This window comes from Roseovarius atlanticus (assembly GCF_001441615.1).
In the GTDB taxonomy this organism is placed as follows: Bacteria; Pseudomonadota; Alphaproteobacteria; order Rhodobacterales; family Rhodobacteraceae; genus Roseovarius; species Roseovarius atlanticus.
On record NZ_LAXJ01000026.1, the window covers coordinates 1 to 25,237 of the forward strand.

At 62.5% G+C, this 25,237-nt stretch carries 23 protein-coding genes and 1 pseudogene; 15 read left to right on the forward strand and 9 right to left on the reverse strand.

Annotated features, from left to right (window positions below):
• Nucleotides 1–249: 249 nt before the first annotated feature.
• The 4 genes from XM53_RS18850 to XM53_RS18865 form a co-directional block, all read right to left on the reverse strand.
• Nucleotides 250–1,860 (reverse strand): ABC transporter ATP-binding protein, encoded by a 1,611-nt coding sequence (locus XM53_RS18850; RefSeq protein WP_057796180.1) that lies wholly within the window; start codon nt 1,858–1,860, stop codon nt 250–252.
• Between the two features lies 1 nt (nt 1,861).
• Entirely contained in the window at nt 1,862–2,701 is an 840-nt protein-coding gene (locus tag XM53_RS18855; RefSeq protein WP_201455446.1) for an ABC transporter permease, read from the reverse strand.
• 10 nt (nt 2,702–2,711) lie between these two features.
• Nucleotides 2,712–3,677: an ABC transporter permease gene (locus XM53_RS18860; protein ID WP_057796182.1), complete on the reverse strand. Its 966-nt coding sequence runs from the start codon at nt 3,675–3,677 to the stop codon at nt 2,712–2,714.
• Between the two features lie 92 nt (nt 3,678–3,769).
• A complete protein-coding gene (locus XM53_RS18865) occupies nt 3,770–5,314 on the reverse strand; it encodes an ABC transporter substrate-binding protein (RefSeq protein WP_057796184.1) in 1,545 nt (514 codons plus the stop codon).
• A 410-nt stretch (nt 5,315–5,724) separates the two neighbouring features.
• On the opposite strand from XM53_RS18865, the gene XM53_RS18870 reads away from it, so the two are divergent.
• Nucleotides 5,725–5,907, forward strand: coding sequence for an alpha-hydroxy-acid oxidizing protein (locus XM53_RS18870; protein WP_057796186.1), 183 nt, complete (start codon nt 5,725–5,727; stop codon nt 5,905–5,907).
• A 90-nt stretch (nt 5,908–5,997) separates the two neighbouring features.
• Here XM53_RS18870 and XM53_RS18875 read toward each other — a convergent pair whose 3' ends face one another.
• From XM53_RS18875 to XM53_RS18890, 4 genes are all read right to left on the reverse strand, one after another.
• Nucleotides 5,998–6,714, reverse strand: coding sequence for a YdcF family protein (locus XM53_RS18875; protein ID WP_144435614.1), 717 nt, complete (start codon nt 6,712–6,714; stop codon nt 5,998–6,000).
• A 52-nt stretch (nt 6,715–6,766) separates the two neighbouring features.
• Nucleotides 6,767–7,966 (reverse strand): glycosyltransferase, encoded by a 1,200-nt coding sequence (locus XM53_RS18880; RefSeq protein WP_082631122.1) that lies wholly within the window; start codon nt 7,964–7,966, stop codon nt 6,767–6,769.
• The gene (locus XM53_RS18885; protein WP_057796192.1) at nt 7,963–8,955 is read right to left on the reverse strand and encodes a glycosyltransferase 61 family protein; all 993 of its coding nucleotides are present in this window, start codon (nt 8,953–8,955) and stop codon (nt 7,963–7,965) included. The genes XM53_RS18880 and XM53_RS18885 overlap by 4 nt, the downstream gene beginning before the upstream one ends.
• 62 nt (nt 8,956–9,017) lie before the next feature.
• Nucleotides 9,018–10,133 (reverse strand): DegT/DnrJ/EryC1/StrS family aminotransferase, encoded by a 1,116-nt coding sequence (locus XM53_RS18890; RefSeq protein WP_057796194.1) that lies wholly within the window; start codon nt 10,131–10,133, stop codon nt 9,018–9,020.
• A 1,129-nt stretch (nt 10,134–11,262) separates the two neighbouring features.
• On the opposite strand from XM53_RS18890, the gene XM53_RS18895 reads away from it, so the two are divergent.
• The 14 genes and pseudogenes from XM53_RS18895 to XM53_RS18960 all read left to right on the forward strand — a co-directional run bounded on the left by XM53_RS18895 (nt 11,263) and on the right by XM53_RS18960 (nt 24,547).
• Nucleotides 11,263–12,477, forward strand: a complete 1,215-nt coding sequence (locus XM53_RS18895) for a GTP-binding protein (RefSeq protein ID WP_057796196.1) — start codon at nt 11,263–11,265, stop codon at nt 12,475–12,477.
• Nucleotides 12,474–13,106, forward strand: coding sequence for a DUF1826 domain-containing protein (locus tag XM53_RS18900; protein WP_057796356.1), 633 nt, complete (start codon nt 12,474–12,476; stop codon nt 13,104–13,106). The genes XM53_RS18895 and XM53_RS18900 overlap by 4 nt, the downstream gene beginning before the upstream one ends.
• A 47-nt stretch (nt 13,107–13,153) precedes the next feature.
• Nucleotides 13,154–13,366: pseudogene (locus tag XM53_RS18905) on the forward strand (DUF6525 family protein).
• A gap of 22 nt (nt 13,367–13,388) precedes the next feature.
• Nucleotides 13,389–14,888, forward strand: coding sequence for an ABC transporter substrate-binding protein (locus tag XM53_RS18910; protein ID WP_057796198.1), 1,500 nt, complete (start codon nt 13,389–13,391; stop codon nt 14,886–14,888).
• Nucleotides 14,885–15,814: an ABC transporter permease gene (locus tag XM53_RS18915; protein WP_057796200.1), complete on the forward strand. Its 930-nt coding sequence runs from the start codon at nt 14,885–14,887 to the stop codon at nt 15,812–15,814. Before XM53_RS18910 ends, XM53_RS18915 begins: the two co-directional genes overlap by 4 nt.
• A complete protein-coding gene (locus XM53_RS18920) occupies nt 15,811–16,623 on the forward strand; it encodes an ABC transporter permease (protein WP_057796202.1) in 813 nt (270 codons plus the stop codon). The genes XM53_RS18915 and XM53_RS18920 overlap by 4 nt, the downstream gene beginning before the upstream one ends.
• On the forward strand, nt 16,620–18,062 hold the full coding sequence (locus XM53_RS18925) for an ABC transporter ATP-binding protein (RefSeq protein WP_057796204.1): 1,443 nt from the start codon (nt 16,620–16,622) through the stop codon (nt 18,060–18,062). The genes XM53_RS18920 and XM53_RS18925 overlap by 4 nt, the downstream gene beginning before the upstream one ends.
• 41 nt (nt 18,063–18,103) lie before the next feature.
• Nucleotides 18,104–18,706 carry a zinc uptake protein ZrgA gene (gene zrgA, locus XM53_RS18930; protein ID WP_057796206.1) on the forward strand — a complete coding sequence of 201 codons (603 nt, stop codon included), beginning with the start codon at nt 18,104–18,106 and terminating at the stop codon, nt 18,704–18,706.
• 2 nt (nt 18,707–18,708) lie between these two features.
• A complete protein-coding gene (locus tag XM53_RS18935; RefSeq protein ID WP_057796208.1) occupies nt 18,709–19,398 on the forward strand; it encodes an ABC transporter ATP-binding protein in 690 nt (229 codons plus the stop codon).
• Nucleotides 19,395–20,645: an ABC transporter permease gene (locus tag XM53_RS18940; RefSeq protein ID WP_057796210.1), complete on the forward strand. Its 1,251-nt coding sequence runs from the start codon at nt 19,395–19,397 to the stop codon at nt 20,643–20,645. Before XM53_RS18935 ends, XM53_RS18940 begins: the two co-directional genes overlap by 4 nt.
• A 35-nt stretch (nt 20,646–20,680) precedes the next feature.
• Nucleotides 20,681–21,154 carry a DUF3299 domain-containing protein gene (locus tag XM53_RS18945; protein WP_236544565.1) on the forward strand — a complete coding sequence of 158 codons (474 nt, stop codon included), beginning with the start codon at nt 20,681–20,683 and terminating at the stop codon, nt 21,152–21,154.
• Nucleotides 21,145–21,651, forward strand: a complete 507-nt coding sequence (locus XM53_RS18950; RefSeq protein ID WP_057796215.1) for a DUF3299 domain-containing protein — start codon at nt 21,145–21,147, stop codon at nt 21,649–21,651. The genes XM53_RS18945 and XM53_RS18950 overlap by 10 nt, the downstream gene beginning before the upstream one ends.
• A gap of 528 nt (nt 21,652–22,179) precedes the next feature.
• Entirely contained in the window at nt 22,180–22,962 is a 783-nt protein-coding gene (locus XM53_RS18955; protein ID WP_057796217.1) for a VOC family protein, read from the forward strand.
• Nucleotides 22,949–24,547 (forward strand): gamma-glutamyltransferase family protein, encoded by a 1,599-nt coding sequence (locus tag XM53_RS18960; RefSeq protein ID WP_082631124.1) that lies wholly within the window; start codon nt 22,949–22,951, stop codon nt 24,545–24,547. Before XM53_RS18955 ends, XM53_RS18960 begins: the two co-directional genes overlap by 14 nt.
• A 6-nt stretch (nt 24,548–24,553) precedes the next feature.
• Here XM53_RS18960 and XM53_RS18965 read toward each other — a convergent pair whose 3' ends face one another.
• A complete protein-coding gene (locus XM53_RS18965) occupies nt 24,554–25,237 on the reverse strand; it encodes a GntR family transcriptional regulator (RefSeq protein ID WP_057796358.1) in 684 nt (227 codons plus the stop codon).

A 25,237-nucleotide genomic window follows, 5' to 3' on the forward strand; every position in this document is an offset into this window, starting at 1 on the left:
CCTGACGCCATACGAATATGCTAACCGGTCAAAGGAAGACCAAAACGTGACCAAAGCTAACCTAAATTAGCGGACTCTCAAGGGAGTTGGTCAACGAGACATGCCCAAAAAATCATTACTTCGTGTATCCGCCTTCTCCGATTGCCAAGGCGTTTCTGAATGTGGCGCCGAAGTGTCGAACCTTGTATCTTGAAACCCTGCTGCTTTGGACGACGCTGCGATCTGGATTGATCCTTATCCAAGGATCGCTCATGCCAATTGTCGATCCCATCTCGTGCCGGGCACGGCCGCCAGAAGGCTGCGCGTATAGTCCTCTTTGGGATCGAGAAACACCTCGGCCACCGGGCCTATCTCCACCAGCTTGCCCTTTTGCATCACGGCCACCCGATCGCACAGCTGGGCCGCCACGCGCATGTCATGGGTGATGAACATGAGCGAAAGATTCAGTCGGCTTTGCAGGTCCCGCAAAAGGTCCAGCACTTGGGCCTGGATGGAGACGTCAAGCGCCGAAACCGCCTCGTCCGCAATGATAAGATCTGGATCCATCGCCAAGGCCCGGGCAATCCCGATGCGCTGTCGCTGTCCGCCGGAAAACTCGTGTGGAAATCGGTCGGCGGCGCCGGCATCCAACTCGACGACTTCTAGCAGTTCACGTGCGCGGGCGTGGGCTTTCTCTTTGGACACGCCTTGCACTATGGGGCCTTCGGAGAGCGCATGAAGGATCTTCTTGCGCGGATTAAGTGACGCATAAGGGTCCTGAAAAATCATTTGAACCCGGCAGCGGGCGTGGCGTAGCTCCTGGGACGTGAGGCTGTTCATGTCTTGGCCGTCAAGGATGACTTCGCCGCTGTCAGCCTCCACCAGCCGAACGATTGCACGACCCACGGTGGACTTGCCCGAGCCGGACTCTCCGACGATCCCCAAGACCTCGCCGCGTGCGATCGTGAAAGAGACATCGTCGATTGCGGTCACGCTGCGGGAAGCTTTGAACAGCCCGCCCGAGGTGACAAAGGTCTTGCGCAAGTTGCGGACTTCCAGCACCGGCTGCGCGCGCACAGGCTCCGGCGTCGGGACGTGATCGGACGGGATCGCTTCCAGCAGAGCTTTGGTATAGGCGTGTTGCGGATTGGCCAGAACCTCGCGCGCAGCGCCTTGTTCGACGATCTCGCCAAAGCGCATCACGATCACGCGGTCCGCGATTTCGGCGACCACGCCGAAATCATGGGTGATGAACATCACAGCCATGCCGTGCCGAGACTGGATGGTCTTGATAAGGTCAAGGATCTTGGCCTGTGTGGTGACGTCCAGAGCGGTTGTCGGCTCGTCGGCGATCAGGATTGCGGGATCGAGGGCCAAGGCCATGGCGATCATCGCACGTTGCCGTTGCCCGCCCGACAACTGGAACGGGTAAGCTCGGATGATCTTCTCGGGGTCGGGCAGGCCAACTTCGCGGACAAGGTCCAGCGCCTTGGCGCGACGCTGGGCCAAGCTATGGCGGTTATGTGCCTCGAAAACCTCGGTAATCTGGTCGCCGATGCGCATCAGCGGATTAAGCGCTGTCATCGGCTCCTGGAAGATCATGCCGATCCGGTCTCCGCGCAGTTTGCGCCTTTCGTTGTCCGGGATCGCCAGAAGGTCGCTCCCTTCGAATTCGGCAGAGCCTTGGGCGACCTCAACCTGATCGGGCAGCAGCCCCATTAGGGCGTTGGCGGTCATGGATTTGCCCGACCCGGATTCGCCAACGACACAGAGGATTTCACCGGACTTCAGGTCAAAGTTCACGCTCTGAACGGCATAGTCCCGGTCCGCTCCGGGCGGCAGGGATATAGCCAGATCGCGGATCGACAGAACGGTCTCCATCTTAGCGCCCCTTTCTTGCCAGCCGGGGGTTCAGGGCGTCGTTCAGCCCCTCGCCAATGAGGTTCAGGGCCAGAACCGTCAGCAGGATCGCCACGCCCGGAATGAAGCTTAGCCACCAGGCCGTGCGGATCACCGTTCGTGCGGCTCCGATCATGTAGCCCCAGCTCATGATATTTGGATCCCCCAACCCCAGGAAGGACAACGAGCTTTCCAGCAGGATCGCCGTTGCCACCATCAAGGAGGCCATGACGATAATCGGTGACATCGCATTGGGCAGAATATGTCCAAAGAGAATACGGGCGTTTGATAGTCCAGCCAGCCGTGCGGCATCGACGAATTCCCGCTTGCGCAACGACAGAACCTCGGCCCGCACGAGGCGGGCGACGGGCGGCCAACTGACAATGGCGATGGCCAGCGTGATCGTCGGCAGCGTCGGTTCGAGGATCGCGACCAGGACGATGGCGAGGGCGAAGTTCGGGATCGTCTGGAAAAATTCGGTAAAGCGCATGGCGCCGTCATCCACTAGCCCTCCGTAGAAGCCCGCGAACGCCCCCAGCGGTACGCCGATCAACAGCGCCACCAGGGTCGACACCAGCCCCACGATCAGCGACACGCGCGCGCCATGCACCAACCCCGCCGCCACGTCGCGGCCCAACGTATCGGTGCCCAAGGGAAAGCCCTCGGTGCTGAACGGTTCGAGAAAGGGGCGTTGCACCATCTTCCACGGGCTTTCTGGGTAAATCAGAGGCGCGAAGATGGCCAGGAGAACGACGCAGGTCAGGATCATCGCGCCGATCACCGCACCCCGGTTGCGGGAGAATCTTTTGAGGAAATCGATCATGCGTGCTTCCTCAAATCCGCGGATCAATCAGCCGATACACGATATCGGTGATTATGTTGAAGGCGATCACCATGGCCGCCGAGACAAGGAACACACCGAGGAGTGTGTTGTAGTCCCGTGCGGTCAGGCTCTCGAACATGAGGCGACCGATGCCGGGCCATGCGAACACGGTCTCGGTCAGAACGGCACCGCCCACCAGTTGCCCCGCCTGAAGACCGGCCAGTGTGACGACGGGCAAGAGGGCATTGCGCAGTATGTGACGACGCCGGATTGTTCCCTCGCGCAGACCCTTGGCGCGGGCCGTCTTGACGAAATCCATCTGGCTGACTTCGAGAACCGAGGACCGGGTCATCCGCAGGTAAACTGCCATGAAGAACAGCCCCAGCGTCAGCGCCGGCAGGAAGAGGTGTTTCAGCCGGTCCAGCACAGCGGTCATGCCGGTGTATTCAGCGCCGACGGTTTCGTATCCGAAGGCCGGGAACCAGCCCAGATGCACCGAGAACAGCACGACGGCCATCAGCGCTACCCAGAAAAGCGGTGTGGCATAAAACAGCAATGCCATGGTGGTGATCGCAGTATCGCTCCATTTGCCCTGCCGTGCGGCGGCGGCAAGGCCGAACACGATCCCCAGAAGCAGGGACATGCCAAAGGCGGTCATCGTAAGTAACAGCGTCGCGGGCAACCGGTCCAGGATCAGGTCCAGCACGGGCATCTGTTGACGATAGGAGTAGCCGAGGTCCAGTTGCACGACGCCTGAGACGTAGTTCCAGAACTGTACATAAAGCGGCTGATCCAGCCCGAACTGACGGCGCAGTTGTTGGATGAATTGTTCGTCCGCGGCGCCTGCCTCGCCCGCCATGACCATGGCTGGGTCGCCTGGGGCGGCATGGATCAGGAAGAAATTCAGTACGACAACCAGCAAAAGCGTGATGACGGCTTTGGCGGTGCGGCCAAATATGGCGGCGGCAAGATTCATTGTCTGGGCCTGCTCGGTTCGCGATTGGCGTCAGGGGCCGAATGGAGGCTGGCCCGGGTGATTTCGGGCCAGCTCTGCATGCTTATCCGGATTTATTGCTCGACCCACGCGTCGCGCAATCCGTCATTCACACCGATGGCGGTGGTCACGAGGTCCTGCACATCGCAGCGATAGATCGTTGGAAACTCGATCTCCAGCAGCCAGGCAACCGGCACGTCATCAACAAGTTGCTTCTGCACCTTGGAATAGATTTCCTGGCGTTCTTCCGGGGTGGCTGCCGTGGCAGCCTCGGCGAACATCTCGTCCACCTCTGGGTTTTCATAGCCGGCGACGTTGTTCCAAGGGCTGCCCTTGGCGATGTTGGACGAAAGATAGCTGCGCGCGACACCCAAGGCCGGATCGCCGTACTGATAGAGGTAGGTGAAGGCGATATCGAAATCCCACTCGGCCTGTTTCTGGTTCCAGCCGGCGACGTCGGTCGCCACCACTTCGACGTTGACGCCCACCTCTTCAAGGTTCTGCTTCATCGCCTCGGCCCAGCGTTGCCATGTCTCGCCGTAGGGCAAAGGCAGGATGCGCACGGCTTCCCCGTCATAGCCTGCGGCCTCCAGATGCTCGCGTGCCTTGTCGGGGTTATGGTCGTACATGATCGTGTCGTCGGTGTAGAAATTCGTCTTGGACGACACCGGACTGGTGGCGACCGTACCGAACCCGTTCCAGATCACATCCTTCACGAACTCGCGGTCCATGGCGTACATCACAGCTTTGCGGAAATCCTTGTTTGCCGTGGCCCCTTCGCGATTGTTCATCCACGCCATCGCATGGGGCGCGAAATACTCCCACCCTTGGCCGGTGGAACAGACGCCTTCCATCTCGGTCAGGCGTTTCACGTCCCAGTTTTCGACAGAGCCACCGGGCAGCACGTCGACCTCGCCATTCTCGAACGCTACCGCACGCGAGGCGGCGTCGGGAATGACGCGGTAGAACACCTCGTCCAGATAGGGCTGTCCGTCCAGGTAGTAATCCTCGTTCTTCACGAGGTGGATATAGCTACCTTTCTCCCACTCATTGAACTTGTACGGGCCGGTACCAATCGGCGTGTTGTTCGCTTCGTTGTTGGCGAAATCTGTCCCCTCGTAGATATGCTTGGGGATCATCGGCATGGTTCCGGCCTCGAAGACGCCGATGAATGGGCCAAAAGGGTTCTTCAGCTTGAAGACGACGGTGTGATCGTCCGGCGCGGTCACGGATTCAACGTGTTCCAAGCTGACCCGAAGTCGCGCATGGGTTTCACGCAGGAAGGTGTCGACCGAAAACACCACATCCTCGGCAGTGAAAGGCTCTCCATCATGCCAAGTCACCCCGTCCTGAAGAGTGAAAGTGTAGGTTAGCGCATCGTCGGAAATCTCCCACGACTTGGCCAGCGACGGCATCGGGTTCAGGTCGGTGTCATAGCGCAGAAGGCTTTCGTAAATGTCGCCCGCAACCAGCTGCGTCGGTCCGTTTTGCACGAGACCCAGCATCAGGCTGGGCGGTTCGGGTTGCACCACGATGTCAAGCCGGCCGCCAGTGTCTTGTGCCACTGTCGGCAGCGCAAGCCCGAGGTACAGAATTGAGGCTGTCAGTGTCTTTTTCATCTAAGTCTCCCTGTTGCTGTTCGCGATGGTCACCTCACCGGGCTTTCAAATGACCGCCCGGTTGTGCTGATAGCACGCGAATTTTCCGTTACACACCGCGTGCCGGTTACCGGTCTAGCGGAGTGTTCGGCGTTTGTGATTGCCTCCGTTGTGTAGGCGTCTGGCATACCCGAGGTTCATAGGCGGGTCGGTCGGGAGTCAAGGCGGTTTGTCAGTTGATGAAAATCTGATTTCCAAAATCAAGGTTTTAGCACAAGCACGAAGCAGCCTTTTTGGGCAGTTCTGGCGTGATGCCAACACGGATCAAGGCGTTGATTAACTTCTGGGGCCGATTAGAGGCGGCAGGGTCTATTGGAAAAAGAACGCGCATACAGCAATCCGCGATGAGCGGGGACTTGGTCATATAGGTATTGATTCAACGCGCTTTCACCTACGGGCTCGGCGCGATGGGTCGAGAGGGCGTGACCGAGGCACTCAAGATCATCCACAAGGAACTGGACGTCTCCATGGCGCTCTGCGGTCATCAGGACGTCACCAAGGTCGACCGAGATATCCTTATGACTCCAAAGGATTTCACCAGCGATTGGGTTTGAGGTCTGACCCAGGGCTTGCTCCCGGTCTCTCGCACGCGATGTGCCTCAGGGTCCCGGGAAGAACTCCTCTGTCTTTCCCGAAAGCTTGTACTACGCGAGGCCCAGCCATTCCTTGGCTGCTCTATCTGTCATGTCCAGCCCCTCGGTAAACTCATAGAAATAAAGCGGATCAAAGGGCGGAATCCAGCGGTAGTCTACAGGGTAAGGTACCGGTTCGACTTTGTTGGCCCGAAACACGCCGATCGTGCGCGACAGGCGCGCGGCGGAGGTTACAAGCCACCAAGTTTTGTCTTTGTCCTGCTGCATGAGCGCGATCGAGTTCTGTATGCGATCTTGGGTCGAGGCTGAGAGACCGTCCACTTCGATGCGGTCTTCGGAGACGCCGAAGAGGACCATCAGCCGTTTCATGCCATCTGCCTCGCGCAAGGGTTCAAACGGAAAGTTTCCGCCATGACCCGCGCTAACAATGACACGTGCCTCGGGAAATTGGCGTGCCAAAAAGGTTGCTGCAAACACCGTTTCCGCCCCGTCGCGGAACCCCACCGGCGATCCGGTCGTTCCGGCATAGACTTCGGACACGCCGCTGCCGATCACCACGATCCCGACGGGCGGCGCGGCGGCGTCCGGATCCGCCGCGACGAACCGCTGTTCCAGAGGGGCAACAAGACCTTCGCCGGCCGACGTGTAGCCGAAAATCAGGAACCCAGCCATCGAAAGAGCGATGCAGAAACGCCCGGATGCGAGCTTGCGAAGCACCAACAGCGCAGGCCCCAAGATCCCGAGCAGAAAAAAGAGATTCGAGGGCACGAGGACAAATCGCAACAGATCGAAGAGGCTAATCGTGCCTCTCCCGACTGGATCAGGTTTTGGTCAATAGACTCTTGCATATGTAGTTCTCGGTGCGCCGCTTGAACGTCGCCTCAAAGCTATGCTGGATCGCGAAGGCGCGTGCCTTCTGAGCGGCGATGGCTAGGCGCTCACGGTCGGCGTGCAGCTCTGCGATGACCTGCGCAAGCTTCCCGGCATCTTTCATCGGCGCGAGAAACCCAGCCCCAGACAATCGCTGGAAGCCGCAGAACGCTTCGTTGTCAAACCCGGCTATGGGCACGCCGCACGAACTGACCTCTGAATACGTGCTCGACGGGTCTCCCTGAGGATGGCAACACACGAAAAGATCCGGGACCTCCTTGAGGAAAGGTACCCAGCCGCTGCGAAAATCGATCGGTGCATGGATGGTCACGTGATCCTGTAGCGCATAACGCTCGATCGCACTTCGGAGGGCAGGCTCGTCGGGACCCGTTCCATAGATCGCAAGCTGGAAGGGCACGCCGTGATCGCGCAGCTCTCGGGCGACCTCGGGCAGGTACAGCGCGCCCTTCATCGGCACGAACCGCCCCCCGAAAACAAGTCGCAACGGCGCGCCCTGGCGCAGTTGTTCGGCTTTGCGCCGTAGCTCCTGAGGCGTAATCACATCCATCTCGCGTACTCGGTTATCGAAATAAAGGAATGCTTCCGGACAGATTGGACGGTAGGCGTCGAATGTGGGCGTACCATTGCACTGAAGACCGGCGGAAAGTTTGATGAGGCGTCGCCTAACGCGTTCCGTTTTCCACGCCCACTGCTTGCGCCTCATGGCCACGATCGGGTTGGCGACTTGGGCGTCGATGATCTGCCATTCGGTCTTCAGCGTATATTCCGACACCTGAACAACCGGCACCCCGATCCGGTTACATAAATCCGTAGTCGACTTTTCTTGTGGCGAAAGTGAACCTACAACCAGAGCAGCGGATTTAAGTCGTTCCGCAAGCTCGGCTGGCGATCGCGGCAAAAGCTCGATCCGGTGCGACCCGTCCTGCCCGTCTACCTCGACATGGTCCATGTCCGACGAAGGCTTGTCCGAGAGCTTGAAAAGGCTGATCACCGTTCCCGGCCAGGATTTCGCATACTCGTTGGCCCCGTCCACGTATTTCTGCGTTACCACCAAACGCCCCTGCTCTGTCCGGTGTGCCTTGAGGATCGGCATTAGGACGAGGTCGGTGGGTCTTGATCCGGTTGTCATGCGAGCCTATCCAAAAGCCGGTCGAGATCATCGAGATCGACGCTGAAGCCGCCCTCGGCCGGATCTCCGACGAGAAAAGCGAAGCGCATGTCCATGCAGTCTGCGAATTCCTTGTATGGTGTGGCGAAACGGTCTGGAGGCTCAAGCACAAGGAAAGCGCCGTCGCCAGCCATGCTGTAGATCGCATGCGACAAGTGGCTGCCCTCGACACTGACGATCAGACGCGCGTCAAGCAGGCGTCGTGAGGTCTCCTCCGCGCTCAGCCGGGCCGGCTCGACGATTTCGAAACCGCGCTTTTCCAGATGAGCCTCAAGCGCCGGTTCGTTTGCCACAAGCCGAGACTCTCCGGTCGCCCCGCGCTTGAGATATACGAGACCAATCCGCTTTTCATCGGCGGTGTCCAGCGCGGTGCGCAGACGCTTGCGAAGCGTGTCATAGCGGCTGCGCTTGGAGGCATTCTGAGCGAAATCAGTATAAACGACGAGTTCGTCCGCGCGCGCGAGGTGCACCACCTGCGGTCGCGGCAGGTCGAGCAACTGCCGATAGCCGGCTTCGTGCTCGTAGACTTTCGTTTCAAGGACAATCGGCGTTTCTTCGGGATCCGGGAGCAAGGCCAGTGGGAAATCATCGAGCACAAAATTACCGAAGAAATTGCTGCCGGGACTGTTCGAGACCAGATGCGCGCGGCTGAGCCGCATGCGCTTGGATCGGTGCGTGTTGAGCAGCCGTTCTTCGCCGAACCCACGCTCTCCCTTGTGTGCGCCGCAATAGAGCCAAGCACCATTGAGCCGCGCGTCACGCAGCAGATAGGCGACCGTCGCTGAATGAAGGATCGTCTCGCCATGCACGCGGGGTTTCTCGTACTCCCACGACGTCCAGGGGGAAAAGGCGGTGATTTTGTCCAGCGCGCCTTCGAGAAAGATCGCGGGCGGAGACGCGGCTTTGTGCTCGGGTGATATTTCCCAGCTGTCGCTGGCGACCTCTTCCACAGAAAGTCGGCGTGCGGTTCGCGTTCGGTGCATGCCCCACACGAGCAAATCAGTATTGAGCCTCATGGCGCGCGGAGAAGATCGATGATCCGATCCTGCGCTTTGGTCTCGAGATCCGGAAACAGCGGCAGGCAAAGGATGCGGTTCGCAGTGTGGACTGCCACCGGCAGCATGTCCCGAGCGGCCGATGGCATGTCCCGAAACGACGGCAAATCCGAGATAAGCGGAAAGAAATACATGCGTGCGAAAATGCCTTCGCGCTTCAATCGCTCGAAGAGCTCATCGCGCGAAAGCGGATACGCGGCGTCGACCACGATTGGAAACATATAGTTATTCGGCACCAGATGCTCGGGCATCGGTCGCACCGGACAAAGCCCTTGGATCTCCTTCAGCGCTTCGAGATACCGCGCGACCAGGGCACCACGCCGGGCGATGTCGTCCGCGACATAGGGCAGCTGCGCGAGACCGATTGCCGCGTGAAACTCACTCATTTTCGCATTGAGTCCGATGTCGGGGGTGTTGAATTCATCGTCGATGCCATGGTTGATGAGCCGGTCGACCGTATTCTTGATCTCAGGATCACGTGTGATCACCGCGCCGCCCTCGAAGGTGTTGAAAACCTTCGTTGCGTGGAAACTCACCACCGAGCAGGTGCCGAAATCCAGCAAGCTGCGGTCGTGCAGGCGCGCTCCAAAGCAATGCGCTGCATCAAAGATTAGCGGGATTCCATGCTCGTCCGCAATCGCTTGCAGGCCTTCAATGTCGCACGGATGTCCGTAGCTGTGCACAGCCACGATTGCAGAGGTACACTCGGTGATGCTCTCTGCCACGGTGCGAGGCGAAAGGTTGAGAGAGATCGGGTCTATATCCGCGAAGACCGGCGTTGCACCAGCCATGACGATGGCATTCGAGGTCGCGACAAAGGAAAACGGCGTCGTGATGACCTCGCCGCGGATGTCGAGCGCCCTCAGAGTAGCGATCAGACCAAGTGTGCAATTCGAGGTCAGACTGAGATGTGTCAAACCGAGGCTATCACACAGCTGCGCTTCGAGGGCTTGCGCCATAGGACCATTGTTCGTTAGTTTATGCGTTTCCCAGATGCGCTCGAGATGAACAATGACCTCGTCCAAAGGCGGCAGAGCGGGACGCGTTATATAGACACCGTTCGGTTGTGCCATACCAAAAATCTCTTTGTCGTCGAATAAAAGAACGTCGTATCAAACAATATTGGAAGTCTAGCCATAAACGTAACCCGACATTCCCCAAGCAGTAAGCTTTCGATCTGACACTGCCGCCTTTCTGCGCGCCGATCAAGTCTCGTGGGCACATTAGACCACAGATCGGCATCCGATGCACGAGCTGACTACGATTTCTGGTCCTGGCGCCTGTGTCCTTCCCCCGTACAACCGGGCCATTACACTGGCCGCGAGAAGGGGATTGGTGATGGAGAGGATGAGGGGAATGGTTTGCTGCTGCTATCAAAGGATCAAGGGTTGCGACAGTGGACGGCAGCCGCGCTTGAGGTCGGATCGAGTTGGCTGCAGCCTGTTCTACTTCTCGCAAAAGACCGAGGCTTGGTCTCGATTGAGGATTACACCAAATTCATCGTTGACTGCCTGAACCGCGACGTCACCTAAGCGTCAATGGACTCGCGAACTTTGCTTAACCAGGCGAAGGCTGATGGGTTCAGCGGGAATAGTACCTTCAAGCAGATGTTGGAAGTGGTCGGCGGGAAGAACGCGGACTTGGAAAACAACATTGATGTCGCCGCCCTGTTCCTTGACTTGGTGTTTCAGGAAACAAAACAAGCGCATCTGCTAGACCGATAGGCGATGGTCCGGCACGTCAGGACACCAAGCCTCGCTTTCATCATCGAACTGTGGCGGGATGCCCATACCTTGCAACACTCGAGGATCACCTCTTTGAGTATCCGACCGAACCTTTGGAAACTCGACATAGGTCGCAGACACGCGATGACCGCAATTAACTTGAACCGTAGCTTAAGTTGAAGGTGGAATTGGACCGTGCCGGCATTCTGCTGCTTGTGTTTCTCGAATTGATATAAGATAACGTTGTTATGTTATATAGTATCACTATGCGCATCACCTAGAACCAGCTCGGCAGACCGGCACGGGCAGAAACATGAGACGACCTGAAAGAGCTTCAGATGGAAACTGTCGCACGACAGCCAAAGAGACACACGCGACCGAAGCATTTTGGGCAGGTTCTTCGTCGCTAAGGGCTGCCCGGATGCTGACATGGCAATCCTCAAGCGAACACAAGGCCCACATCCAAACAGAAGCACACATGGAAAAAGCTAATGATTCACGTCTCCCCGTCACGGTGCTTTCCGGCTTTCTTGGCGCCGGAAAGACGACGCTCCTGAACCGCGTCCTGAACAACCGCGAAGGGCGACGTGTCGCCGTGATCGTCAACGACATGTCCGAGGTGAACATCGACGCTGACCTCGTGCGCGAAGGCGGCGCGAACCTCAGCCACACGGACGAGACGCTCGTGGAAATGAGCAACGGCTGTATCTGCTGCACCCTACGCGACGACCTTCTGGACGAGGTCCGCAGGCTCGCCGGCGAAGGACGTTTCGACTATCTGCTGATCGAATCGACCGGCATTTCCGAGCCGCTGCCCGTGGCCGCCACCTTCGATTTCCGCGACGAGGCGGGCGACAGCCTGTCGGATGTCTCGCGTCTCGATACCATGGTCACGGTGGTCGACGCGGTGAACCTGCTCGAGGATTATTCCAGCCACGATTTCCTCAGCGACCGGGGCGAGACCTTGGGCGAGGCCGACGAGCGCACGCTGGTTCACCTGCTGACCGACCAGATCGAGTTCGCCGACGTGGTCGTCCTGAACAAGATCAGCGACGCGGGACCTGAGCGCACCGATGCGGCGCGCAAGATCATCCGCAGCCTGAACGCCGACGCCCGGATCATCGAGACAGATCATTCGGACGTTGCCGCGGACGCCATCCTCGACACTGGCCTTTTCGATTTCGAGAAGGCGCATGAGCACCCGATGTGGGCCAAGGAGCTTTACGGCTTTGCCGACCACGTGCCCGAAACCGAGGAGTACGGCGTTGCGTCCTTCGTCTATCGCGCGCGGCAGCCGTTCGAGCCGGAAAAGATCATGGCGGTGCTGAACGGCAACCTGCCGGGCGTCATCCGGGCCAAGGGACATTTCTGGATTGCCACGCGGCCCGACTGGGTGGCGGAATATTCGCTGGCCGGGGCTCTGTCTTCGGTCACCCCTCTGGGCCAATGGTGGGCCACGGTGCCAAAGGAGCGGCATCCCGAACATGCCGGCGCGCAGGAGTACCTGCGGGCGCACTGGCAAGAGCCGTGGGGCGACCGCCGGCAGGAAATCGTGTTCATCGGGGCAGGCATTGACTGGCCTGCGCTGAAGGCGCGGCTGGACGCGGCGCTCGTGCCCGAAAGCGCGGCGCTGGGACCCGACAGCCTGCCCCACCTGCCAGATCCGTTCCCGGCGTGGCGGAGGGCGTCATGACCCTGCATCCGATTGTTCCAAAAGGGGCCGGGTCGGGCGTACTGAGCGTCAATGGCCCCGAGGACATGGGCGCGATCAGGCTGCCGGGTGTCGGTGGCGTGATCTGCCAGCGCAGGCTTCCCGAATACATGCTGGATTGGCTGGAGACCCTTCCTGCCGAAATGCTCCCCGCAGCCCGCGTCATCGTGCGACCGGGCGAGATTTACTCGGCCGTCACACTGGCGTGCGACGAGACGGGACTGAGCGACGCACCCGAGCGCCGGATCCTCATTGACGATATCGCGGGGCTGGCGGCCACCTTTGGCGAGATGACACGTGCCAAGTGGCTGCGCCTGCGGCTTGACGTGGTGATGACAAATGCCTGTCGCCGGTTCCACATCGACAGGGTCACGGCCCGTCTGGTCTGCACCTATCGCGGCACCGGCACGCAATACGGCGTGGCGCGAGATGATGCGCCGGACACAGTGCATACGGTGCCGACAGGATCGCCTTTCGTCATGCGCGGTACGCTCTGGCCGGCGCAACCCGATCCGCACCTTCTGCACCGCTCTCCGCCGATAGAGGGCACGGGCGAAACCCGTCTGATGCTGGCGCTGGACCCGGTCACAGATCCGGATGCAGAGTCATGAGCCGCAACATCGCCACAAGCCTGCGCCGCCGCAGACGTAGCGACCCGATGCGTGATTTCGACGCCCTGCCGCCGCCGCTGCGCAACTGGATGAGACAAGCGGCGCTGGCGTGGTCGCCCGCCTAGTGCCGCCGCATCTGGCAAAAGGCGCGGGCCGAGGGTGAGCCGCCCGACGCCATCCTGGCCCGGCTCGACCGAGCGGAACGGATCACGCTTGCCCGCGACAGGCTGACCTGTCCGATCAGCACGATAGAGACATGAAAAGACGAAAGGACCGAAGACCATGAAACGCACCCTGTCCCTGATCGCCGCGGCACTGCTTGCGGCGACAGCGCCCGCGCTGGCGGATGACACGCTCGATGTTGTGGCCCAGTTCGAGATCCAGTCACCGGAACCCTCGACCTCGGGCTATATCTTCACCCGTATGGGCGTGACGGAAACGCTGACCAATGCCGACCCCGAGGGCCAGTTGACGCCCGGACTGGCGACCGACTGGTCCACGTCAGACGACGGCCTTACTTGGACTTTCACACTGCGGGACGGCGTGATGTTCCACGACGGCAGCGGGATGACGCCGGAGTCCGTGGTCAACGCGCTGAACATTGCCCAGGGCAAGCCCGGCCCGCTATCCTCGACGCCGGTCGAGTCAGTCGAGGCGGGCGACGGTGCGGTGATGTTCAAAATGTCGGAACCGTTCGCCGCGCTTCCGGCCTATCTTGCCCATTACAGCGCGCAGATCCTGGCGCCAAATGCCTACGGACCGGATGGCGCAGGTGTGCAGATCATCGGCACCGGCCCCTACAAGGTCACGGGCCTTGCCCCGCCGCTAAGCCTGAAGGCCGAGGCATTTGGCGACTATTGGGGCTCTGCGCCCAACGTGCCCAACGTCAGCTATGCCGCTGTCAGCCGTGTCGAGACCCGCGCGCTGATGGCCGAATCCGGCGAGGCGGATTTTGTCTTCGGTCTGGACCCGGCCTCGGTCGCACGGCTGGAGGCGACGGATGCAACCACCGTCCATTCCGTCGCGATCCCGCGCACGCTGCTGATCAAGGTCAATGCCGGGCATCCTTTCCTGTCGGACCCCGAGGCGCGGCAGGCCCTGTCACTGGCGATTGACCGCGAGGGCATCGCCAAGGCCGTGCTACGCTACCCCGAAGGCGCCACGCAGTTGTTCCCGCCAGCGGTGGGAGAATGGCATGATGAGATGCTGGATCCGCTGGCCTATGATCCCGAAGCGGCCAAGGCACTGCTGGCCGATCTTGGCTGGGAAGCGGGCGGCGACGGCATCCTGACCCGTGACGGCGAACGGTTTGCCCTGACGCTCACCACCTATCCCGACCGGCCCGAATTGCCGCTGGTCGCCTCGGTGCTGGAACAGCAATTCCGGGCCGTCGGGGTGGAATTGAGCATCAACACCACCAATTCCAGCGAGATCAGTTCGGGGCACGCCGACGGCTCGCTCGATCTTAGCTTGATCGCGCGGAACTTCGGCCTGATCCCCAACCCGGTGGGCACCGTGCTGTCGGATTATGCGCCAACCGGCGACTGGGGTGCGATGGGCTGGCAAAACGACGAGATCGTGGAAATTGCCCGTAGTGTCGGGCGCGGTGACGGTGGCGAGGATGCGCGCGCGCGGATCGCCGAGATCCTGCAAACCGAGCTGCCCATCATTCCGATCGCCTGGTACCGCCAGACGCTCGCCGTCGCCGCCGGTGTCGAAGGCACCGTGATCGACCCGTGGGAGCGGACATTCGGATTGCAGGACCTGAAGCTGGCACAATGAAGACACTGATTTCACGCGGCATTCAGGCGGTGATGGTGGCGGTCCTGATCGGGTCTGCCACATTCGCCATGATGCGCAGCCTGCCGGGAGATGCGGCCTATCGCATCGCCGCCGGGCGCTATGGATACGACAATGTCAACACCGCCGCCGCCGACGCGGTGCGCGAAGAACTGGCGCTGGGCGGCCCTGCGCTGCCCGCCTTCCTGAGCTGGCTGGGCGACCTCGCGCGGCTGGATTTCGGCACCTCGCTGGTGACCGGCAATCCCGTCATCGCCGAAATCGGCCACCAGTTGGGGGCCAGCCTCGCGCTGGCGGCGGTGGCGGTTCTGCTGTCACTTCTGATCGGTCCGCCGCTGGGCATACTGGCGGGCCTGCGCCCGGGCGGAGTGCTGGACCGTGCCCTGCTGATCGTCTCGACGGGGCTGAAGGCGGCGCCGCAATTCCTGATGGCGCTGATCCTGATCCTGGTCCTGTCGGTCCAACTGAAACTGCTGCCCGCAGCGGGCCACGGCGAGGCACGCCACTTCATCCTGCCCGCGCTGGCGCTGGCGCTGGGCCTTGCCGCCGTGAACGCGCGCATCGCACGGGACGCGATGGCAAGGGTGGGTGCCATGCCCTATTACGCCTTCGCCCGGTGGAAAGGCCTCAGCCGGCGACAGACCCTGATGCGCCACGGGCTGCGCAACGTGTCGGTGCCGCTGCTGACCTATCTCGGCCTGCAATTCGTGACCCTGGTCGAGGGTGTCGTGGTGGTCGAGGCGGTGTTCGGATGGCCCGGGATCGGCCATGCGCTGGTGCACGCGATCTTTTCGCGGGACGTGCCGATGGTGCAGGGCACGGCGTTGGTTCTGGGCCTCAGCTTCGTCGTGATCAACGCGGTCATCGACCTTGTCACGCAACGGATCGATCCACGGAGGGCGGCATGAGTGATGCTGTAGTTGTCCCGCGTCCCGCGGGGCGTGCCGTGCGCCTTGCCGGCGCGACGCTGGTGGCGGCGGTGCTCGCTTTTGCCCTGATCGGCCCGTTAATCGTGCCGGGTGACCCTTTCGCGCAATCGCTGATGCAGGCGCTGGGCGCGGCCGACGCCACCGCGCCCTTGGGCTATGACCACCTTGGACGGTCGATCTTTCACCGGCTGGCCCATGCCCTGCGCCTGTCGCCCGTCATCGCCGTCGCTGCGGTCCTGACCGCAGGTGCTGCCGGGCTGGTTCTGGGCACATTGGCGGCGGCGCGGGGTGGCTGGGTCGACCGGATCCTGACAATCCTGGCCGACGCGCTTTTGGCCTTGCCGGGGCTTCTGCTGGTGCTGATCGTGCTGGCGATCGTACCGGGTACGGCGCTGGGGTTCTGGGCCGGGCTGTCGCTGGTCTTGTGGATCGAGTTCTTCCGCCTGACGCGGGCCGCCACGCGCGACACGCTGGCCTCGCCCGCTGTCGAGGCGTCGCGCCTGCTGGGGTTCGGCCCGGTCTATGTCTTCCGCACGCATATCTGGCCCGAGATCGCGCCGATGATGCTGACCGCCGCCGCCTTTGGCACGGCCACGGCGATCATGGCCATCGCGGCGCTGGGCTTCGTGCATGTGGGGATGCGCGCGCCGACGGCAGAACTGGGCCTGATGATGGTCGAGCTTCTGCCCTATTGGCGCGAGGCGCCGCTGGCGCTGCTGTCGCCGGTGGTGGCGACCTTCGTGCTGCTGCTTGGACTGACACTATTGGCCGGGAGCCGTGAGACATGACCCTGCTGCGTGCCGAGAACATCACCGTCTCCGAAGGCGACACCCCGATCCTGCACCCGGTGTCCCTGCATCTCGACCCCGGCGAGCCGCTGGTCGTGCTGGGCGAGACGGGTTCGGGCAAGAGCCTGCTTGCACAGGCCATCATGGGCACCTTGCCCAAGGACCTTTCGCCGAAAGGGCGCGTGGTTCTGGGCGACCGGTTGCTCGATGCCGCGCGGCCTGCGGGTTTTCGCCCGCTCTGGGGGCGCGAGATCGCGGTCCTGCCGCAGGAACCGTGGCTGTCGCTCGACCCGCTGATGAGGGCGGGCGCGCAGGTAAGCGAGGCGCACCGGCTGGTGCGCGGGCTGGGCGCCGCCGAGGCACGCGCGCAGGCGCAAGAGGATCTTGCGCGGCTGGGCCTGAGCGGTGCCGAAGACCGGTATCCGCATCAGCTGTCGGGCGGCATGGCACAGCGCGTCGCCATCGCGGCGGCGCGGGCGGGCGGTGCGCGCATCGTCATCGCCGACGAGCCGACCAAGGGACTGGACGCCGCGCGCCGTGACGAGGTGGCCGACCTGCTGCTTGCGGAACTGGCGCACGGCGGGGGGCTGTTGGTCATCACTCACGACCTTGCGCTGGCGCGACGGATCGGCGGACGGATCATCATCCTGCGCGAGGGGAAGGTGGTGGAGGCCGGCGTGACGCGGTCCGTCATGGCCGCCCCGGCCAAGGAGTACAGCCGCGAACTGATAGCCGCCGATCCCGAGACCTGGGCCGTCCGGCGCAAGCCGCCCGCCTTTGCCGCCGTGCTGACCGCGACCGGCCTCGCGGCAGAGAGGGGTGGTAACCAGCTTTTCTCTGACATCTCCTTCGATCTCAGCGAGGGGCGCATTCTTGGGGTCACCGGCCCCTCGGGCTGTGGCAAGTCCACGCTGGGCGATGTGGTTCTGGGGCTTGTGCGGCCCGCCGCCGGGCGGGTGGAACGGGCTCCGGGCCTGCCGCCGACCGCGTTCCAGAAGCTTTACCAGGATCCGGTCGCCGCCTTTCCGCGGCACCGGACGCTGGGGCGCACTTTGGCCGATGTCGCCCGCCATCACGGGCAAACGCAATGCCAGATCGACGCGCTGATGCCGCGCCTCGGACTCGCGCCGGTATTGCTGAGCCGCAAGCCGGGCGCAGTATCCGGCGGCGAGCTTCAGCGTCTCGCGCTTCTGCGCCTGCTGCTTGTCCGCCCTAAATTCATCTTCGCCGACGAGCCCACGTCGCGCCTCGATCCGATTACACAGAAGCAGGTGATCGGCCTGCTGACCGAAACCGCCGAGGGCGAGGGATGCGCGATCATGCTGGTCAGCCACGACGCGGCATTGGTCGGCGCAACAGTGGATCATGTCCTGTCGCTGGCCGCGCCGCAAAAGCACACGGAATTGAACGCCCCGATCGTCGCAGGGGCGTTGCAATGACCCTCGTCTGACTTCATCAATGAAACCTGAAAGGACCTGTCATGAAACCGATTTATCTGGCCCTGGCCACCACGACCCTCGCCACGCCCGCACTGGCGCAGGACACGCGTGAACTGGACGCGCATGTGCACGGCGTCTCCACCGTCGAGATCGCGGTCGAACACGGGGCGATCGAGATCAACATCCTGTCCCCGGGCATGGACATCGTCGGCTTTGAGCATGAGGCGAGTTCTGCCGAGGACAAGGAGGCAGTAGCTGCGGCGATCCGGCAATTTCTGACTCCGGAAGAGATCGTATCCTTGCCCGAGGGCGCGGGGTGCCGCCTGACCGAGGTTCTGGCTCATTTGCACACCGGCGATCATGACGACGAGCACATGCACGAGGGTGATGACCACACGCACGACGACGACCACGCCGAAGGCGAAGAGCACGATCACGAAGACCACGCGGACGAGGCGCGGCATAGCGAATTTCATGTGACTTACGGCTTTGCCTGCGATGACGAGGACGCGCTGACCGGTGTGGGCTTCCCGTTTTTCGAACAGTTCCCCAATGCCGAGGAGATCGAGGTGCAATACGTGACCGAGACCGGCGCTGGCACGGCGGAACTGACGCCAGACGCCGCCAAAGTCTCGTTCGAGTAGCGATGGCGAATCCGGCCCTGACCCTGCAAGACGTCCGATTCCGCTGGCCGGGGCGGGCATCTTTCGGGATTTCGGTGCCGGAGTTCCGGCTGGACCGCGGGGAAAGCGTTCTTCTGCTGGGCGAAAGCGGGTCGGGCAAGTCCACGCTCTTGTCGCTGGTCTGCGGGATCGTCACCGCCGATGCCGGACGCGTGGATCTGGCCGGCACCGACCTTGCCACCCTGCGGGCCGGCGCGCGCGACAGGTTCCGGGCCGAGCGGATCGGAGTCATCTTCCAGCAGTTCAACCTGCTGCCCTATGCCAGCGTGTCGGACAATATCCTGCTGCCTCTGAAGTTCGCGCCGGAGCGGCGCAAGCGATCCGAGGCAGGCGATGCGGCAAAGCTTTGCGCGGCGCTTGGACTGTCTTCGGATATTGTCGAGGCCAAGGCCGGGCGCCTTTCCGTTGGTCAGCAACAGCGGGTCGCCGTGGCACGCGCCCTGATCGGGCAGCCGCCCCTGATCGTCGCGGATGAGCCGACCTCGGCACTGGATGCGGCGGCGCAGGATGCGTTTTTGGGCCTGTTGTTCGACCAGATCGCGGCAGCCGGATCGTCGCTGTTGATGGTCAGCCATGACGAACGGCTGGGCGCGCGGTTCGACCGGGTGGTGCGGCTCGCTGACATCGCCTCTGTCGAAAGGCAGGCTGCATGATCCTCCGCCTCGCTTTCGGCTCTTTGCTGGCGCGCGCCCTGACCGTCAGCATGACGGTGCTGGCCATCGCCCTGTCGGTCGCGCTATTCCTTGGCGTCGAGAAGGTGCGCACGGGTGCCAAGGCCAGTTTCGCCGACACGATCTCTGGCACCGACCTGATCGTCGGGCCGCGTTCGGGCTCGGTTCAGCTGTTGCTCTATTCAGTGTTCCGGATCGGCAACGCCACCAACAACGTGACCTGGCAAAGTTATCAGGATATCGCCAACCGGCCCGAGGTGGACTGGATCGTCCCCATATCGCTGGGCGACAGCCACCGCCAGTTCCGGGTCATGGGCACCACGCAGGCGTTTTTCGAACATTACAAATATCGCGGCGGAAGGTCACTGGAGATCGGGGATGGCCACGGGCTGAACGACCTTTACGATGCCGTCATCGGCGCCGAGGTCGCGGCCACGCTGGACTATGCGGTGGGCGCCCCGATCGTCGTGTCGCATGGCCTGGCCTCGTTCACCCACCACGACGATCAGCCCTTTCGCGTGGCCGGCATCGTCGACCGCACCGGCACCCCGGTGGACCGGACCGTTATCGTCAGCCTGGAGGCCATCGAGGCGATCCATGTCGATTGGCAATCCGGCGCGCAGATCCCCGGCCAAAGCACGCCGGTCGAGCAGATACGTCAGATGGATCTGTCGCCGTCGGCAGTGACAGCCGCGCTGGTCGGGGTCAAGTCGCGGCTGCAGATCTTCGGCCTGCAACGCTGGATCAACACCTACCCGGAAGAGCCGCTGTTGGCGGTCCTGCCCGGTGTCGCCTTGCAGGAGCTTTGGCAGATCGTCGGCGTGGCCGAAACCGCGCTGATCGGCGTCTCGGCGATGGTTGTGGTGACGGCCCTTTTGGGCATGATGGCAATGATCTTTTCCTCGCTCAACGAACGCCGGCGGGAAATGGCGATCTGGCGGGCCATGGGTGCGCGCCCGTCTACCATCCTTGGCCTGCTGGTGCTGGAAGCGGCGCTGATGGCCGCCTTGGGCGCACTACTGGGCCTCGCACTCCTCTACACCGGGCTGGCGTTGGCGCAGCCGGTGGTGGACAGCGCCTTCGGCCTCTGGCTGCCGATCGCGCCGCCGACCGGGCGGGAACTGGCCACTCTGGCAGGTGTGATCGGCGCGGCGGCACTTGTCAGCCTGTTTCCGGCCCTCAGGGCCTACCGCCTGTCGCTGTCCGATGGCATGATGGTGAGGATATGACACGCACGCATCCCTCTCGCCGGGCCGTTTTGGCCATGCTTTCGGCAACCCTGCTTCCAGGCCAGGCCATGGCCAGCCCGTTCCGCGTGATTGAATGGCCGGACCTGATCCCCAAGGGCGTGCCCTATGGCGAGATCATCGGCCCCGGCAAGATCGACGAGGCCAATGACACCTGGGTGCCCGAATACGACCGCAACGCGTGGCGGATGAACACCCGGCTGAACGGCAAGGCGGTCAAGCTGCCCGGGTACATCATCCCGTTCGACGTCACTGCGCAAGGTGTGACCAGCTTCATGCTAGTGCCTTACGTGGGCGCCTGCATCCACACGCCCCCGCCACCCCCAAACCAGCTTGTCTTCGTCACCGCCAAGACCCCCTGGCCAAGCGACTCTTTGTGGGACCCGGTCTGGGTATCGGGGCGTCTGTCAGCCAAATCCATGCAGACGCAGATCGCCGATGTCGGGTACCAGATGACCGCCGAGCGGATCGAGGTCTACGAATGGCAGTGAAAGGCCCGACACGTCGTGCCCTGTTTCTGTCCATCGCGGCGTTTGGAATTGCCGGACAGGCGCTGGCCGACACGGTGATCGTGCTGGATTGGCGCGACCTTCTGCCCAAGGACGACACGTCTTTGCCCGGCAACCTGCAAGGCATCCTGCCGCATGACGAAAGCAGCATGGCCGCGCGTCAGCCGCCATCGACGGGCATCCGCACCGACTGGACCGGCAAAATCGTCCAACTTTCGGGCTTTATCGTGCCGCTCGACCACGACGGCACCGGCGTCACCGCGTTCATTCTGGTGCCCTATGTCGGTGCCTGCGTCCACGTGCCCCCACCGCCGGCGAACCAGCTTGTCTTCGTGACCACCGGCACGCCCTATGAAAGCTCCGGCATGTTCGAGCCCGTGACGGTCACCGGCATGTTCGGCACGGCCTCGAGATCAACCCAACTGGCCGAGATCGGCTATGCCCTTTCGGCGGAAGACATCCGGAGCTTTAGGCAGTGAGCGAGCCGGCAGGGCGGACAAGTGACACAACACAGTCTTCCAGAAGCGTTTCGCGATAACCTGACACGCAGATCAATCGTGAAACGCCGCGCGCCACGCAACCGTTGCACACGTTTCGCCTTGAGCTGATACTTCGGGTTAATAGCGAAGACCATGCAGAGCCCGTCGCCGCTGGCTTTGTGGCCAAACCCGATCGGCGAGTTACTGAAAGTATGTCCGGCGACGAAAATAGGTCAGGAACAAGACCATAATAATTTCCCGCGTGCAGTACCGGGGACCGCGGTTCGGACTGACCCCACAACGGCTCCGATCCTCCGTCACCTATCAAGTTCTCAGGGTGCAAGGTACTTGATAACCGCCGTCGGTTTGGCTCTGGGCTCGCGACGAGATCAAAATCCTGTCCGAGCGCGATCCCAATTGTGCGCGTGCCCGTATGACGGACCCGTCAAAAGGCTTAACAGGCTGGAAAATCGCGCCGGCATGATCCACTAGTGCGCAAAACCCGACAAGAGCATTGGAAAATTGAGCATGAAACTGGATCATCTCGTTATCAATACAGGGCTAGACATGGATGCGGCGTCGGACCTTTTCGGCGAACTCGGTTTCCGGCAGACACCACGCGGCTACCACTCGCTGGGGTCGATCAACCACCTGATGATGACGGATCACGCGTATCTGGAACTTGTTGGTGTTCCTGTGACAGGCAAACAGCGCGAGGATGTACTGAAGAGCCCCATCGGACTAAGCGGCCTGGTATTCCGCACCGATGACGCGCAAGCGACGTTCCAGCAACTGACGCAAGCCGGGTTTGCTCCCCTCGATCCGATTGTGCTGGAACGGCCTGTCACAATAGACGGAAACGAAGAAATGGCACGTTTTCACAACGTCCGCATGACGTCGGCAGAGTTTCCAGCCGGACGTGTCTATTTCTGTCAGCACCTTACGCCGGAATTTGTCTGGCGCGATGAGTGGCTAGACCATTGCAATGGTTTCTGCGGTCTTTCGGCTCTGACCGTCGCCTCGCCAGATCCCGCAGCGGCAGCGCGCAGCTATGCCACGCTTGCAGGTGGAGAGGCGGAATACGGCGCAGAAGGCTGGACAGTTTCCGGCAACGAGTTCACTTTGAGCTTTCGCGAGGGGACGGACGCCTTTACCGACGCCACACTGATGTTCCGAACGCTGGATGAGATCGAGCGACGCGCTGTGAAATGCACGCACGCCGATTGGCGACAGGACGAGGACGGCATGGGCGTCCTGACGCTTCCAGGTTTGAAAACACGCTTGCTGTGCCGCGCCCATGAACAGGACTGAAATCGAAATGACCTCTGGCGGATTTTATCCCACCCACCGCACGCCGGTTTTTGCCCGCAACATGGTGGCGGCGTCGCAGCCCCTGGCGGCGCAGGCCGGACTACGGATACTGGCCGAGGGCGGCAATGCGATCGACGCCGCGCTGGCCACTGCGATCTGCCTGACGGTGGTCGAGCCCACCGGCAACGGCGTTGGCTCGGACGCGTTCGCGATCTTCTGGGACGGCGACACCCTGCACGGGCTGAACGCGTCGGGCCGTGCGCCCGCCGCCTGGACCGAAGCGCAGTTCGACGGCGGAGTTCCGCAGCGCGGTTGGGATGCTGTCACCGTGCCGGGTGCGGTCTCGGCCTGGGTGATGATGTCGCGCGACCATGGGCGGCTGCCCTTTGAGCGGCTGTTCGCGCCTGCCATCGGCTATGCGCGGGATGGCTTTGCCGTGTCGCCCACCATTGCGGGTCTGTGGGCGAAAGGGGCGAAACTGCTGTCCACGCAGCCGGGCTTTGCCGAGTGCTTCATGCCCGACGGACGCGCGCCGCGCGCGGGCGAGCTTTTTCGCAATCCGGCGCTGGCCGACACGCTGGAACTTATCGCGGATACGAATGGGGAGGCGTTCTATCGCGGGGCGCTGGCCGAAAAGATCGAAGCCGCCGCCCGCGCCAACGACGCCAGCCTCAACGCCGAGGACATGGCCGCGCACGAAGCCGACTGGTGCGGCACAATCCAGATGCCCTTTCGCGGCACGGAATTGCACGAGATTCCCCCCAATGGACAGGGCATCGCGGCGCTGATCGCCTTGGGCCTCACAGACCGGACCGCCATCGCAGATCATGGCCCCGACGATCCGATGGCGATTCACCTTCAAATCGAGGCAATGAAACTCGCCCTGGCCGATGCGGCCGCGCATGTGGGTGATCCGGCGCGGATGGCGTTCGGGCCCGAGGCGCTGTTGGTGGCGGATTACCTTGACCGTCGCGCCGGGCTGATCGACCCCGCCCATGCGGGGGATCCCGGCGCGGGCGCGCCCACCGCAGGCGGCACCGTTTATCTGACCGCAGCGGATGCCGAGGGACGCATGGTGTCGTTCATTCAGTCGAACTACATGGGGTTCGGCGCGGGCGTGGTGGTGCCAGGCACCGGCATTCACATGCAGAACCGCGGCGCGGGCTTCGTGGCCGAGCGTGGCCATCCCGCCGCTGTCGGCCCGTCTCGACGCCCGTTCCACACGATCATTCCCGGCTTCGTCACCACGGGCGGCGCGCCCGAAATGAGCTTTGGCGTGATGGGCGGACCGATGCAGGCGCAGGGGCATCTTCAGATGATGCTGCGCACCATGTTGTGGGGCCAGGACCCGCAGGCGGCCAGCGATGCGCCGCGCTGGCAGGTCATCTCGGGCCGCCGCGTCGCGGTGGAGGATGCGATGCCAGATGCGACGGTGGCCGCGCTGGAAAAGCTGGGCCACGACGTGGCGCGCGGTGGCACGGCGGCCGAGTTCGGATTTGGTGGCGCACAGCTGATCCGGCGCAGCGGCGCGGGCTATGTGGCTGGATCGGACCACCGCAAGGACGGCTACGCCGCCGGGTTCTGACGCCGCTCAGGGCGCGTAGAGCCGGGAAAAGGCGAGGCGGACGTTGTTCGTCACCTCCTCGAGCCGCCGGGTGATGTGGCCGCGCATTTCGGCGCCCGCGCCGTCCTCGTCCCCGGCGGCGACGGCGTCGAGAATCCGGGCGTGGGGCTGGATCGTGATGGCCTGCGTGCCGTCGCGTTCGCCAAGCAGTTGCAGGTCGATCACGCGGATGTAGTGGATGCGCGCCGCGGCATTGTCGAGCAGGCGCACCAGTTCGGCATTGCGCGACAAGAGCGCAAGGCGGCGGTGAAACTCCTCGTCCAGCCGGACCAGTTCGACGGGCGAGACGCCGCCGGTGTACCGCGACTCGGACTGCTGGAGAAACGCGCGCAGGTCCGCGACGCCTTGGGCATCGGCCCGGCGCGCGGCAAGACGGGCAGCCTCGGCCTCGATCGCCGAGCGGGCCTCGTATAGGTCCAGCATCTCGGCGGGGTTGAGCGACCGGCAATGAAACCCCTGGCCGCGCCGGAACGTCAGGAACCCTTCCGCCGTCAGACGATTGAGCGCCTCGCGCAGGGGCGTCCGGCTGATCGACAGCTGCACCGAGATCGCGCTTTCGTTCAGACGCTCGTCCGGCTTGAACTCGAAGCTGGCCGCCATTTCCTTGAGTGTGCGATATGCCCGCTCGACCGCGCCGGTATCTTCCGCCAT

Coding starts and splice junctions, on each gene's coding strand:
- XM53_RS18880 (WP_082631122.1), bottom strand. CDS start 7,966: ATGACAACCGGATCAAGACCCACCGACCTCGTCCTAATGCCGATCCTC.
- XM53_RS18860 (WP_057796182.1), bottom strand. CDS start 3,677: ATGAATCTTGCCGCCGCCATATTTGGCCGCACCGCCAAAGCCGTCATC.
- XM53_RS18890 (WP_057796194.1), bottom strand. CDS start 10,133: ATGGCACAACCGAACGGTGTCTATATAACGCGTCCCGCTCTGCCGCCT.
- zrgA (WP_057796206.1), top strand. CDS start 18,104: ATGAAACCGATTTATCTGGCCCTGGCCACCACGACCCTCGCCACGCCC.
- XM53_RS18960 (WP_082631124.1), top strand. CDS start 22,949: ATGAACAGGACTGAAATCGAAATGACCTCTGGCGGATTTTATCCCACC.
- XM53_RS18950 (WP_057796215.1), top strand. CDS start 21,145: ATGGCAGTGAAAGGCCCGACACGTCGTGCCCTGTTTCTGTCCATCGCG.
- XM53_RS18850 (WP_057796180.1), bottom strand. CDS start 1,860: ATGGAGACCGTTCTGTCGATCCGCGATCTGGCTATATCCCTGCCGCCC.
- XM53_RS18945 (WP_236544565.1), top strand. CDS start 20,681: ATGCTTTCGGCAACCCTGCTTCCAGGCCAGGCCATGGCCAGCCCGTTC.
- XM53_RS18855 (WP_201455446.1), bottom strand. CDS start 2,701: ATGATCGATTTCCTCAAAAGATTCTCCCGCAACCGGGGTGCGGTGATC.
- XM53_RS18895 (WP_057796196.1), top strand. CDS start 11,263: ATGGAAAAAGCTAATGATTCACGTCTCCCCGTCACGGTGCTTTCCGGC.
- XM53_RS18955 (WP_057796217.1), top strand. CDS start 22,180: ATGAAACTGGATCATCTCGTTATCAATACAGGGCTAGACATGGATGCG.
- XM53_RS18910 (WP_057796198.1), top strand. CDS start 13,389: ATGAAACGCACCCTGTCCCTGATCGCCGCGGCACTGCTTGCGGCGACA.
- XM53_RS18925 (WP_057796204.1), top strand. CDS start 16,620: ATGACCCTGCTGCGTGCCGAGAACATCACCGTCTCCGAAGGCGACACC.
- XM53_RS18920 (WP_057796202.1), top strand. CDS start 15,811: ATGAGTGATGCTGTAGTTGTCCCGCGTCCCGCGGGGCGTGCCGTGCGC.
- XM53_RS18915 (WP_057796200.1), top strand. CDS start 14,885: ATGAAGACACTGATTTCACGCGGCATTCAGGCGGTGATGGTGGCGGTC.
- XM53_RS18965 (WP_057796358.1), bottom strand. CDS start 25,237: ATGGCGGAAGATACCGGCGCGGTCGAGCGGGCATATCGCACACTCAAG.
- XM53_RS18900 (WP_057796356.1), top strand. CDS start 12,474: ATGACCCTGCATCCGATTGTTCCAAAAGGGGCCGGGTCGGGCGTACTG.
- XM53_RS18865 (WP_057796184.1), bottom strand. CDS start 5,314: ATGAAAAAGACACTGACAGCCTCAATTCTGTACCTCGGGCTTGCGCTG.
- XM53_RS18935 (WP_057796208.1), top strand. CDS start 18,709: ATGGCGAATCCGGCCCTGACCCTGCAAGACGTCCGATTCCGCTGGCCG.
- XM53_RS18940 (WP_057796210.1), top strand. CDS start 19,395: ATGATCCTCCGCCTCGCTTTCGGCTCTTTGCTGGCGCGCGCCCTGACC.